Source organism: Haladaptatus sp. AB618 (assembly GCF_024136965.1).
GTDB lineage: Archaea > Halobacteriota > Halobacteria > Halobacteriales > Haladaptataceae > Haladaptatus.
The window spans coordinates 754,441-766,214 of the sequence record NZ_JAMYJX010000001.1; the positions used below are offsets into that span (position 1 = coordinate 754,441).

The 11,774-nt window shown below is 62.5% G+C and carries 11 protein-coding genes; 7 read left to right on the forward strand and 4 right to left on the reverse strand.

The features are described 5' to 3' along the window. Positions 1-82 precede the first annotated feature (82 nt). The 3 genes from NKF26_RS03960 (at position 83) to NKF26_RS03970 (ending at position 2,356) form a co-directional block, all read left to right on the forward strand. Positions 83-463, forward strand: coding sequence for a helix-turn-helix domain-containing protein (locus NKF26_RS03960; RefSeq protein WP_253225445.1), 381 nt, complete (start codon positions 83-85; stop codon positions 461-463). A 121-nt stretch (positions 464-584) separates the two neighbouring features. Beyond that, positions 585-1,403, forward strand: coding sequence for a DUF63 family protein (locus tag NKF26_RS03965; RefSeq protein WP_253234010.1), 819 nt, complete (start codon positions 585-587; stop codon positions 1,401-1,403). A gap of 41 nt (positions 1,404-1,444) precedes the next feature. After that, positions 1,445-2,356: a carbohydrate kinase family protein gene (locus tag NKF26_RS03970; protein ID WP_253225448.1), complete on the forward strand. Its 912-nt coding sequence runs from the start codon at positions 1,445-1,447 to the stop codon at positions 2,354-2,356. On the opposite strand, the gene NKF26_RS03975 is transcribed toward NKF26_RS03970, so the two are convergent. Beyond that, positions 2,353-2,694, reverse strand: a complete 342-nt coding sequence (locus tag NKF26_RS03975; protein WP_253225449.1) for a hypothetical protein — start codon at positions 2,692-2,694, stop codon at positions 2,353-2,355. The two genes, NKF26_RS03970 and NKF26_RS03975, sit on opposite strands and share 4 nt — an antisense overlap. Positions 2,695-2,825: 131 nt before the next feature. Here NKF26_RS03975 and secF point away from each other — a divergent pair, with 131 nt between their 5' ends. The 4 genes from secF to NKF26_RS03995 all read left to right on the forward strand — a co-directional run bounded on the left by secF (position 2,826) and on the right by NKF26_RS03995 (position 7,228). Continuing rightward, entirely contained in the window at positions 2,826-3,686 is an 861-nt protein-coding gene (gene secF / locus NKF26_RS03980; protein WP_253225450.1) for a protein translocase subunit SecF, read from the forward strand. Then, entirely contained in the window at positions 3,683-5,242 is a 1,560-nt protein-coding gene (locus NKF26_RS03985; RefSeq protein WP_253225451.1) for a preprotein translocase subunit SecD, read from the forward strand. The genes secF and NKF26_RS03985 overlap by 4 nt, the downstream gene beginning before the upstream one ends. A gap of 127 nt (positions 5,243-5,369) precedes the next feature. After that, a complete protein-coding gene (locus NKF26_RS03990) occupies positions 5,370-6,020 on the forward strand; it encodes a low molecular weight phosphotyrosine protein phosphatase (RefSeq protein ID WP_253225452.1) in 651 nt (216 codons plus the stop codon). Continuing rightward, complete coding sequence (locus NKF26_RS03995; protein ID WP_253225453.1) at positions 6,017-7,228, forward strand: ATP-grasp domain-containing protein; 1,212 nt, start codon at positions 6,017-6,019, stop codon at positions 7,226-7,228. The genes NKF26_RS03990 and NKF26_RS03995 overlap by 4 nt, the downstream gene beginning before the upstream one ends. A 10-nt stretch (positions 7,229-7,238) precedes the next feature. Here NKF26_RS03995 and rnhB read toward each other — a convergent pair whose 3' ends face one another. The 3 genes from rnhB to NKF26_RS04010 all read right to left on the reverse strand — a co-directional run bounded on the left by rnhB (position 7,239) and on the right by NKF26_RS04010 (position 11,493). Continuing rightward, positions 7,239-7,934: a ribonuclease HII gene (rnhB, locus tag NKF26_RS04000; RefSeq protein ID WP_253225454.1), complete on the reverse strand. Its 696-nt coding sequence runs from the start codon at positions 7,932-7,934 to the stop codon at positions 7,239-7,241. Positions 7,935-8,555: 621 nt separating this feature from the next. Then, a complete protein-coding gene (locus NKF26_RS04005; RefSeq protein WP_253225455.1) occupies positions 8,556-9,851 on the reverse strand; it encodes a tRNA pseudouridine(54/55) synthase Pus10 in 1,296 nt (431 codons plus the stop codon). A 64-nt stretch (positions 9,852-9,915) separates the two neighbouring features. Beyond that, positions 9,916-11,493 (reverse strand): PQQ-binding-like beta-propeller repeat protein, encoded by a 1,578-nt coding sequence (locus tag NKF26_RS04010; protein WP_253225456.1) that lies wholly within the window; start codon positions 11,491-11,493, stop codon positions 9,916-9,918. Positions 11,494-11,774 lie beyond the last annotated feature (281 nt).

An 11,774-nucleotide genomic window follows, 5' to 3' on the forward strand; every position in this document is an offset into this window, starting at 1 on the left:
TTTTTGAATTTGGTGCGTCCAGTATCCCTCGAACGGATCCGAAATGAAGGAAACCAGTTCCCGTCGACGTTCCCCGCTTTCCGTGAGCGACATCCTGGAGGTCATGGCCGACTCTCATCGCCGCAGGCTCCTCGATCATTTGTCGTCCACGTCCGAGAACCGGTGTTCGGTCTCGGAACTCGCCGACGCGATCCGGTCGGAAGCTGACGGGACCGTACAGTCAAAAGAGCGGGTACGGCAACGATTGATTCACGTTCATCTTCCGAAACTGAGCGAACTCGGACTCATCGAACACGACGAGGGGTCCAACGAGGTGCGATACGTCGAGTCCACGCCAGCGGAAACAGTTCTCGACCAGATACAGTCCGACTCCGACGGCGATTCCGTCGACGGCGGTTCTCCCGACGACGATTCCATCGATGCGGATACTTCCGGCGACGGTTCCGTCGATGGGAATTCGTAGCGGTTGCGCTCGATACCCGTCGTTAGCCGCTGTCGACGTACGAAACACGATTTAACGAATCGTCGATGTGAAAGTGGCACAGACCGCAAACCTTTCCCCACCTCCGTTCGCGTGTCGGAGTATGGTACTGCCGGACGGGTTCGCACTCCCCCCATTGCTGTATCTTCTTCCGCTTCTGCTGGCGGTCGGTGTCGTTCTCTGGTTGCTCTGGGAGGCAGAGCCGACTATCGGGGAACGAACCGTCGTATCGCTCGCGCCGTGGATGGTCGTCGGCGCGGGATTCAATGCGTTGCATCAACTCCCGAACTCCCCGGTTCCCGACGTCATCGATCCACTGTTCGGGACGCCGTCCGTCTATCTCACGACGTTCGTACTGGTGGGAATCGTTTGGCTACTCGCGATCCATCAGCTTCGAACTCCCGTCCCGCGTGCGCTCGCGGGCGTCGGTTTGGTGGGCGTCGCACTCGTCCTGGTCGTCGCGCTGTGGTTCGGCATCGAACACGACAGCCTTCGGCTGTTCTGGCCGTTCGTGGCGCTCGTCGTCGCGGTCATCCTGACGGGAATGCTCTGGGCCGCGACGCAGTTCTTCTATCCGGACGTCGCCATCATCACGGGTGCGGTCGGCGTCCTCACGCTGTTCGCACACGCCTTGGACGGCGTCTCGACGGCCGTCGGCATCGACGTTCTCGGGTTCGGGGAGCAGACCCCGCTCTCGCGGGCCATCCTCGAAATCGCCCATTCGATTCCCGCCGGGGATTCGCTCGGCGTCGGCTGGCTGTTCGTCCTCGTTAAACTCGCCATCGCCGAGTTCGTCGTCCTGCTGTTCGCGGATTACGTCGCCAGCGAACCGACCGAGGGCTATCTCCTGCTCGGCGTCGTCGCTGCCGTCGGACTCGGGCCGGGTGCACACAACCTCATCCTGTTCGCCATCACGGGCTAAGTCGTCGGGATTTTTTACTCCTGCCGAGGAACGTGAACGGTATGCCGTCCACGAACCGCGCCGGGGGAGTTCGCGTCGTAACTGCGGGACACATCAACTGGGATGTGACGCTCAGAGTGGACGCCTTACCCGAACCCGACGGAGAAGCGCGCATCTCCTCACAACAGCGCTCCGGCGGCGGGAGCGCCGCGAACGTCGCCGTCGCGCTTTCCCGTATGGACGTTTCGACCGGCCTCGTCGGGAGCGTCGGTTCGGACGACAACGGTCTGCTGGTGCAGCGCGAACTCACGAGCGCGGGCGTCGATTGTACGCACGTCCTCGAAGTAGCGGGCATCGAGACCACGACGAAGTACCTGATCGTGGACGAAAGTGGCGAGGTGATGGTGCTCGGCAACGAGGGTGCGAACGAAACCATCGCACCGGACGACATCGAACCCGGATACGTCCGTGCGGCCGACCATCTCCACCTGACCAGCCAACGGCCCGATACGGCGGCTGAACTGGCTCGAATCGCGACGGAAGCCGGGGTGACCGTCAGCTTCGACCCCGGCCGTCGCCTCGCCGAACGGGACTTTTCACGGGCGCTCGCCTACTCGGACATCGTCTTTCTGAACGACCGAGAGGCAGCGACGATTCTCGACCGTGATCTGGAGCACCCTTCCTCGGAACTTCACGGACGGGTCGTCGTCATCAAACACGGTCGGAACGGCGCGCGGGTCGACACGACCAAAGGCGTCTACACCCACCCCGGATTCGGCGTCGAATCGGTGGACTCGACCGGCGCGGGCGACGCGTTCGCGGCGGGATTCATCACCACGTTGCTCGATTCGGCCGACTACGAACGGGCGCTGGAGTTCGCCAACGCCTGTGGCGCGCTCACGTCGATGGCCGCCGGGGCGCGAACGTCCCCGACGCGGGCCGACGTCGAGGCGTTCTTCGACGAGCGGTTTTAAATCTCGTTCGGGCCGCCAGCACTCTGTACCTGCCACCCGCCGCGAATTCCACAGGCTTCCCGCACCTCGTAGACGATTTCGGTTTCCGGTCCCATCCGCTCGCCGCCTTCCACGGACTCGACGCGGAGCGGGACGTCGAGCGTATCGCCACAACAGCCCACGTCGAGGAACTCCTCCCACACGTCGCCCGCTTGGACGTGATCCTTCGTCTTCCGAAGGTACGCGAGGAAATGCCTCGTCCCGACCTGGAACCGCCCCCAGTTGCTCAGATCCTCGGGATACGAGACGACGACTCGGGTCGCCGATTCGTTCGTCTGCTGTGCGTTTTCTGTCGCCATAGTGATGTAGAGGAGCGCGAGACAATTATGCCTTCGTACGACTTTTTCCCCTTTACACTCCCGTTTCGCATGACTGTTTTGGCCGTAGTAATTAAGAAAGCTTATTCAGGGCCGTCCCGGACCCATCCGTTATGGTAGAGTTTCAAGTACCGGAGGTCGATTACACCCGGTACTCGAATCGGCAATTAGCGGGGGTTCCCCTCGCCATTCTCATGCTGGCGTTGCTTGTCCTCGCCGGTTGGTACATGGCAACCGGCGCACCAGTGACGCCCGGCATCGATTTTACAGGCGGAACGGAAATGAGAATTCAGACGACCGCGTCCCAACATCATATCGAGACGTCGTTCGATTCTCAGGTCGCGTCGGTGACGCCGTCGGCATCGCAAAACAACGTGTACATCGTCACGTTCCAAAGTACTGATACGAATTCGTTGACGAATCAGGCACAGAGTAACGGGTACGAGATACTCTCGAAGCAGAGTACGTCCGCGAACTTCGGGGCAGGTGCCCAGCAACTCGCGCTGTACGGTATCGTCGCGGCGTTCGTGGGGATGAGCGTTATCGTCTTCCTGATGTTCCGCTCGTTCGTCCCCTCCATCGCCGTCGTCATCTCCGCGTTCGGCGACATCGTGATTCCGCTCGCGTTGATGGACGTGTTCGGCATCAAGCTTTCACTGGGTACCGTCGCCGCGCTCCTGATGCTCATCGGTTACAGCGTGGACTCGGACATCCTGCTCAACAACCACGTTCTCCGGCGTTCGGGTGACTTCTACGAGAGCACCTACCGCGCGATGCGAACCGGTGTGACGATGACGGTCACCTCGCTCGCCGCGATGGCCGTGATGACCCTCGTGTCCGCCTTCTTCCAGATTGGGCTTCTCACGTCCATCGGTGTCATCCTCGTGATGGGACTGGCGACCGACCTCATGAACACCTACATGCTCAACTTGAGCCTCCTTCGCTGGTACAAATACGAAGGGGTGGCGCGATGAGCATCCGCGACCATTGGCGTACCGGGTTGCTCCTCATCCTCCTGCTCGGGAGCGCGTTCGCGCTCTTCGTCCCGCAGGGTGGGAACAGTAACAGCCTTTCCGCAAACGCCACCTCTTCCGGTCCGACCAACCTGAAGTACGGACTCGAACTGGCGGGCGGGACGCGAATCCGCGCGCCGGTCAACGGCGTCACCGCCGAACAGGTACACATCGCCAACGGAACGTCCCAAACCGACCTCCAGAAGAGCATCGCCAACAACATCAAGGGCGTCGGCCAGGCGGACGTGAAGTTCCGGGCCACGCAGTCTGCGACCGTCGGTACCGTCGAAGTGTACTCGAAGAACGTCAAACCGGCACAGCTGACATCCGCGCTCGACGGCGCGAACATCAAGCATGGCACCGTTCGACAGGGTGTGACCGCACAGACGCGCTCGGAGATCGTCAAGGTGTTGAGCGACAAGATTTCGAAGGCCGGACTCGCCGGTGGCCGCGTCCAACAGGTCACGGCCGCGAACGGTGACCACTACATCCAGATCGAGATGCCGAACGCGAACGAGTCGGAGATGCGGGACTTGGTCACTCACCGCGGTCAAGTGTCCATCGTCGCCCACTATCCGACGGACAACGGTTCCGCGAACACGACGGTGATCACCAAACAGAACATCACCAACGTCGGGCCTGCACAACAGAGCCAGCGGGACCAAACGTGGGGCGTCAGCGTCTCGCTCACCGACGGCGGTGCGAAGTACTTCTCCAAGGTGATGAAGGATCGCGGATTCACCAGTTCGGAGGGAGTCGGGACCTGTAACTATCCAGCAAAATCCCCGGACGAGGCGGGATACTGTCTCTACACGGAAACTGACGGGAAAATAGTGTCCGGGGTGAGTATGGGTAATCTCGCAAACTCCATCAACAGCGGCGACTTCCAAAACAACCCGACGTTCACGATCACGACCGGTCACAACGCCTCCGAGGCGCGTAAGATCCAGATCAACCTGCAGGCCGGTGCACTTCCCGCCTCGCTCGACACGCAGGCGGGTTCGACGACCTACCTCGCGCCGAGTCTGGCGAGTCAGTTCAAACTCTACTCGCTCCTCGCGGGTATCGCGGCGGTGCTCGCCGTCAGCGGCGTCGTCTTCATCCGCTACGGGAAGAAGGAAGTCGCCTTGCCGATGATCCTGACCGCCCTCTCTGAGGTGTTCATCCTGCTCGGCTTCGCCGCGGCGATCAGTTTGCCGCTCGACCTCTCGCACATCGCGGGATTCATCGCGGTCATCGGGACCGGGGTGGACGACCTCATCATCATCGCCGACGAGGTGATGAGCGAAGGAAAAGTCAGTTCCTCGCGCGTCTTCCAGTCGCGCTTCCGCAAGGCGTTCTGGGTCATCGGGGCCGCCGCCGCGACGACCATCATCGCCATGAGTCCGCTGGCAGTCCTCTCGCTCGGCGACCTGCAAGGGTTCGCCCTCATCACCATCCTCGGCGTCCTCATCGGCGTGCTGGTGACGCGACCGGCGTACGGTGACATCCTGCGCTACCTGCTGACGGACAGATAACCCGACCGAAACGCGACTTTTTTCGGCCTCATCGGATTCAGTATTCATCACCTACGGCCACCGTAGGCACCGTCTACTCCCGAAACGATGTTTTCCTTATAACCGCCACAGCGTCGAACCGGGGACGATGTTGGAATACCTCCAGCACGGCAGACGACGGGTCGCCGTGGAGATGGAGCGGCTGCGTCTGCGGCCGGACGCTCACCCACGAGACACGGCGCAGGCGGTACGGTCGCTTCCTCCCGAACCGGCGGTTCTGTTTCTCTGCCTCGGAAACATCTGTCGCAGTCCGCTCGCCGAGCGGTATCTTCGGGAGCGACTGCAAACGACGGAGTTCGACTGCTCGACCGTTCGCTCGGCCGGATTCATCGAAAAGGAAGGCCGGTCGAGTCCCGACGCGGCGGTCGCCGCCGCAGGAGAACTCGGTGTCGATTTGTCCGATCACCGTTCGCAGTGCGTGGACGAGATCATGTTGCGCGAGAGCGACCTCGTCCTGCTCATGGACGCGTGGAACTACTGGTATCTCAAACGTGACTACCCCGACGCACTCGAAAAAGCCTACTTCGTGCGGTCGTTCGACACCTCCCCGGTGTTCGAAATCGAGGACCCGTACGACGCCGACCGGGCCACGTTCCGGCGGGTGTATGGCGAAGTCACGGGCGCGGTGGATGCGTTTCTGGCAACCGTCGAAGACGGGGAAAGCGAGGTAGGCGAAAACGACGTGGTGAATGGGAAAGTCACGAAGGAGGGAACGCGGGCGGAGGACCGGAGCGCATGAGCGTCGTCGTCCCGGCCATCGCGGCGGGAAGCAGCCTCGCGTGTATCCGTTCGCTCGGTCGGAAGGGAATCCCCGTCATCGCGGCTTCCGAATCCCCCGACTCGCCCGCGTTCGCGTCGAAGTACGTCGACGAACGCGCGTCCCTTCCCGCACCGACCGACGACATCGAGGGCTATCGGGACGGGTTGCTATCGCTCGCGGAACGGCCCGACGTGGAGACCATCGTTCCGCTCCGGGAACCCGAGAGCTACGTCCTCTCGAAATACCGGGAGCGATTCGCGGAGCACGTCGCCACGCCGTGGCCCGACTTCGAGACGATGGACTCCGCCCGCGACAGGAACCAGTTGTTTCAGCGGGCAGAGGAGGTCGGGATTCCGATTCCGGAGACGAAGCTCCTCACGGAGTGGGACGACTGGCGCGACGATACGGTCGTGAAATCCCGGTACACCGTGCTCGTCCGCGACAACCGAACGCAGTATCCGGGCGTGCGGTTCATCTCCGGCGATCCGGACGAACTCGATACCCCCGACGAGGACCGCCTGATCGCCGAGATGGGCCACGTCCCAATCGTCCAGGAGTGCATCCCCGACGGGACGGAGTACGGCTTTTTCGCCCTCTTCGACCACGGCGAACCGGTCGTCACCTTCCAGCACCAGCGAATCCGGAGCTACACCTACTCCGGCGGTGCGAGCGTCTTTCGGCGGGCCGTGTCGATACCCACGCTTCACGAGCAGGGCGTTCGGCTCCTGTCGGCGCTCGACTGGCACGGCCCCGCGATGGTCGAGTTCCGCCACGACCCGCGCGACGGCGGGTTCAAGCTACTCGAAGTGAACCCGCGCTTCTGGGGTTCGTTGCAACTCGCGGTCCACGCGGGCGTGGACTTCCCGTATCGCTACTATCAACTCGCGAACGCGGTTCGAAAACCGGATTACGGCTACACGGTCGGCACGGGGAGCCACATCCTTCGGGGTGAACTCGTCTACCTCGTCAGCCTGCTTCGTGACGATTACGACCACGTCGAACGCCCGTCGGTTCCCAGCGCCGTCGCTCGCGTCCTGTTCTCGCTGGCCACGGACCCGAACTTCGATTACTTCTCCCGGGACGATCCGGGACCGTTCCGCCGCGACCTGACGAACCTCGTCGGAGAGTATGCGCCCTCGAAAACCGCACCGCTCAAACGAGCCATATCCACGCTGGTCGGCAAATGACCGTCGAAAATCAGAACTGGTCGAGTCCCGACTGTTCTCGGGCGGCCAGTACGTCCTTGCTCGTCCGCCACGAGGCGCGGGCACAGCCAGGCAGTTCACCGTTGGCTTCGACGTACTCGCGCAGGAATTCTCGGGTGTTGGGATCGCTCGGGTAGCCGCTGCCGACCGCGCCGTGTTTCTCGGCGAGTCGCGCGACGTGCGCGTCCCGCTCGACCTTGGCGACGATGCTCGCCGCGCCGACGATGGCGTGGGTCTCGTCCGCCCCGTGCTCCGCCTCGATTTCGACCGCACCCTCGATTCCTCCCCGTTCCTCGACGCCCGCCGCAACCCGCCGGGCGAATCGCGCTTCGCTGGTGTCACAGGCGTCCACGATTCCCCGCGAGCAGTTTCCGTTTTCGTCGGCGGCGACCCGCGAAATCGCCTCGACGTGTGCCGCGACGGTCAGCGTGTTCATGTCGCTCTCGGGGTCGTCGATCCGCTCCGTCGTGATTTCGGCGACGCCGACCGAGATGGATTCGTCCGCGCGAATCGCCGCCGCGAGCGCCTCCCGGCGCTCCGGCGAGAGGTTCTTCGAGTCGTCCATGCCGTCGGGGAGGGCCGCGGGGTCGTCAACCGCGACTGCCGCGGCGAACATCGACCCCAACACCGGCCCGCGCCCCGCTTCGTCTACACCGAACACGACCGGACGATGGGAGTGGGACACCATGGTCGTTTCTGATTTACCGACGGCGATAGACCTCGAAAGCTTTCGGCTGTTCGCTACGAGACGGATTTGGACCTTCTCTGTGGTTGCAAGTCTCGAATTACGACAAGACATCGCTATTTCCTCTCGGACTACAACGACCGAGCCGCATGAATTACCGCACCGTCAACACCCTCCCCAGCCGATTCCCTCGCGCGAGGGATGAGTGACGCCGCGACTGAAAAGGAGCGGCGGAGGGAGTCGGTTGGGGAGGTGTGTGGGCAGTTGCGGTGGTAGTTGGGTGGATGAAAGGGGCCGTCCGGTCGCGCTTGTTTAGTCGTCTGTGTAGGCTCTATCCGCGCTCTCCGCAACAGTCGCGCGGATATCCTGTACAGCGACCGCGAACGGACGGGGGCTGTCGAGGTCGTCTTCTCGGGAACTGCAATCGCTAAGCCATCAAACACCTCTTTGCGTAGCGGGCGGGGGATTCGGTGACTGTCCCTCGGCAACTGAAATCACAGAAGGGTCAAAATGAGGACTATCAGACCAGGGATAACAGAAAGTCCACTTCCAAGCACCTTCTCAAACCGAAATCAGTCGGATTCGCTGGACCGGAATACGCCCCCACTGTCGCTTGCCCGCTATTTACTCTTTCAGATAATCGTCGTGACCGAATATCTCGTCCTCGCCCTCGACGGCGACGACGTCCAGCGCCGTGACTTCCGCGCCGACACCCAGTAGTCCGGCCAAACTCGGCTCAGTGCGCCCTTCGTCGCCGCTGATGAGTTCCTTGATGTAGAGGCCTCCCTCGCCGTGGATTTCGACTTCGCCGTGACGCTCGTCGTCCATGTGTCCCACGATACTGTAGACTTCGCGGACACGCGTGAGGTTGGCCCGGCGGTGGTCCACTCGGTTCGGGGTGAACTGATCGACCGTCGCGCCGTCCAGTTCCTCGATGGCGGCCGCGAGGTCCTCCTCCGTGACGGCCTCGTCGAACTCCACCTGCGCGCGGTAGGTCTTGCTCGCATCCAAGCCCTTCACGCGCTCGACCATGTCGTGCGTGGCGAGGGTGAGACTGTCAACCTCCGCCTTTCCGTCCGCGAACTCGTTGATCTCCGTTTCGAGTTCGTCGGTGTCGGGGCGACGCCGTTGCGGTTTCTTGACCTCGATGGCGAACGGGCGTCCCGTCCCGAGCATCAAGGCGTCCACGTCCTCGCGGCCCGCACCGTGGAAGATGGCCTCCTTGCCGTCCATGGCTTCCAGCACGGGCGGCGTCGTCAGTTGCTCGACGCTCTCGTCGTAGAGGAAACCGCTGCCGCCGCAGTAGTCACAGGATTCCTCGCCGCCGCCTTCGGCGAGTTGCTTGCCCGACCCGCCGCACTCGCGGCAGGGCCATTTCGTCTGGGGGATGTCCCGTTCCAGCTTTCGATAGCGGCCGAAGACGAAGGCGGGGTTCACCTGCACGTCCACGTCGCCGCGTTCGAGGTTGAGGAGCGCCAACACGTCCGGGCGGTCGAAATCGACTTCCGTGTCGGTGAGTCGTCCGACGCGCTTGCCGACCTCGCGGTTGAATTCGGATTTGAACAGTTCACCGGTGTCCTCGGGCAGATCCGCTAGTTCGCGGAGCAGGATTTCGTTCTCCTCCACGAGCGGCGGTGCCCGCGTTCCGACCTGATACGTCTCGAATTCGACGTCAGCGAGGGCCTCCGCGACCTGTTCCGCGTACGCATCGAACTCGTCGATGAGTCCTTCACAGACCCAACACTCTTCGTCGGGTTCCTCGAAATCCTCGTCGTCCTCCAGTGCGACCGCAACCCGGAGGGAGTGGCCACGATCGGTGTTCGTCAGCCCGAAACTTCGGTCGGCGAACTGGCGACCGAGACAGGCATCACACACCGGATCCTCCGCGATGACCCGCCGCGCCGCCGAAAGTACGTCCATATCTCATCCGTGGGAGTCACGCGGTAAACCGGTTTCCGATTGCGTCGAAAAAAGAAAGGGGAAATCAGTCGCGAGTGAGCGTTATCGAGTCGGTATCCGTGAGGCCGTCGTCGTCGGTGACCCGGACCCTGATGGTCCGCTGATCGCAGAAGTCCGTGTGGATCGTGACGTTCTGGCCGGTGGTCTCGTACGCTCCGTCGCCGTCGAGATCCCACTCGTAGCTGACGATTTCGTCGGTATCGGCCGTCGATGCGTTCGCGTGGAGCGTCACGGTGCGGTTCCCGTGGAACGTTCGGTTTGCCGCGTTCTTCGGCGACGTCTCGATGGTGACGCTCGGGGCGTCCATCTCGTCCTCCGCGACTTGATGGTCGAGCGACGGCCTGTGGTCGCTCGATTCGAGGACGTGCAGTTCGCTCTCCTCCGATAGCACGCCGAGCCACTCGTGCACGGTCACGTAGAGCTTTCCGTCGGCAACGACAGGTGCGTACGGGACGAGGGGGCTCGCCTCGCTAACCGAGTAGTTCCATCGTTCCTGGCCGGTGCTCGCATCGATGGAGTAGATGGCGGGCGACGCCGGTCTGTCGCTGTGTCTGGTGAAATGGCGTCCGCCGACGTACACCGAGTCGTTGGCGGCCGTCGGTGCCGACAGATGGTCCGCCGCCGTGTCGTACCTCCACTGCTCGTCTCCGGTTGCGGCGTCGAGGGCGTACACACTCCCGTGATCGTCGCCACGGGTGCTGACGTACACCGTACCGTCTTTGACCGCCGGTTCGGATATCTCGTCCCTCTCGTTGCTATCGGCGCGTGCCACCGAGTGGGTCCAGACGACGCTTCCGTCGTCGGTCGAGAGCGCGTAAACGGGTTGTGTGTCACCGTCGGTTTCGGCGGTGAGGTAGATGCGGTCGCTCGTCACGGCGCTGTCGAAGTCCCCGGTCGCATAGGGATTCGACACGTTCCACTTCAGCGCTCCGCTCGACGCGTCCATCGCCGACATCGTCGTACTGTTCTGTGCGTACGCAGTCCCGTTCACGACGCCGATTATTTGCTGGCCGTAAGCGGACCAGCGCTCGTCACCCGTCTCCGCGTCGTAGGCCGTGTTTGCGACGTAGACGACGCCGTCGGCGACTATCGGACTCGCTTGGGCGGAGTTGTTGACGCGCCACTGCACTTCGCCGGTGTCCGCGTCGAGGGCGTACAGACCACCGTTGTGGTCGTAATCATCGGCGTGCGTGCCGCGCGTTTGGACGTACACGGTCCCGTTGGCGACGGCGGGCGCGCCGGTCGCCGCACCGACCGTCGTGCTCTTCCAGCGTTGGTCGCCGGTTTCCGCGTCGTACGCGACGACGTATCCCTCGGCGGGCAGTTCGGCGTTGGTCGTCATCGATACGTACGCCGTTCCGTTCACGACGGCCGCCCCCGAGTCGGCACGCGCACCGAACTGTGTGCTCCAGTCCTCGGTCGCGTACGGGGCCGGACCCGTATCGTTCGTCGCACCGGTTCGTCCCGAATCGGCGCGGTCGGACGCCCAACCGTCGTCCGCAGATGTCGGCGACTGCGGTGCCGTCGCCGCGACGAACGATATCGACGAGACGACGACGAGGAGGGCGAGTACTAATCCGACTCGTGCCCGATTTCGTTTCATCGCTCACTTCCGTTGTTAGCTACTGTCATGGTTTCCTTTGGATCTGTGAACGTCAATCTCGAATCACTCGACTGACGTACCATCAGATACCGAAACATGTCTCCTTACTATATGGTCATTAACCGAAATAATAACGGATGAGTTTCGTTTCGGAGTGGAATTAACTGTCTGTTATCGGAACTGGATTCGGTAGCTGGTAGTCGTTCGATTACGACGAGCAGTCCCCGGGACATCGCGTCCACGACTTCGAGCGTCACCGCCGTCTTCCCCCTGCTCCTCGA

Excerpts from the sequence above, each read along its gene's own strand:
- secF (WP_253225450.1), top strand. The coding sequence starts at position 2,826 with ATGGTAGAGTTTCAAGTACCGGAGGTCGATTACACCCGGTACTCGAAT.
- NKF26_RS03990 (WP_253225452.1), top strand. The coding sequence starts at position 5,370 with ATGTTGGAATACCTCCAGCACGGCAGACGACGGGTCGCCGTGGAGATG.
- NKF26_RS04010 (WP_253225456.1), bottom strand. The coding sequence starts at position 11,493 with ATGAAACGAAATCGGGCACGAGTCGGATTAGTACTCGCCCTCCTCGTC.
- NKF26_RS04005 (WP_253225455.1), bottom strand. The coding sequence starts at position 9,851 with ATGGACGTACTTTCGGCGGCGCGGCGGGTCATCGCGGAGGATCCGGTG.
- NKF26_RS03975 (WP_253225449.1), bottom strand. The coding sequence starts at position 2,694 with ATGGCGACAGAAAACGCACAGCAGACGAACGAATCGGCGACCCGAGTC.
- NKF26_RS03995 (WP_253225453.1), top strand. The coding sequence starts at position 6,017 with ATGAGCGTCGTCGTCCCGGCCATCGCGGCGGGAAGCAGCCTCGCGTGT.
- NKF26_RS03965 (WP_253234010.1), top strand. The coding sequence starts at position 585 with ATGGTACTGCCGGACGGGTTCGCACTCCCCCCATTGCTGTATCTTCTT.
- NKF26_RS03970 (WP_253225448.1), top strand. The coding sequence starts at position 1,445 with ATGCCGTCCACGAACCGCGCCGGGGGAGTTCGCGTCGTAACTGCGGGA.
- rnhB (WP_253225454.1), bottom strand. The coding sequence starts at position 7,934 with ATGGTGTCCCACTCCCATCGTCCGGTCGTGTTCGGTGTAGACGAAGCG.
- NKF26_RS03985 (WP_253225451.1), top strand. The coding sequence starts at position 3,683 with ATGAGCATCCGCGACCATTGGCGTACCGGGTTGCTCCTCATCCTCCTG.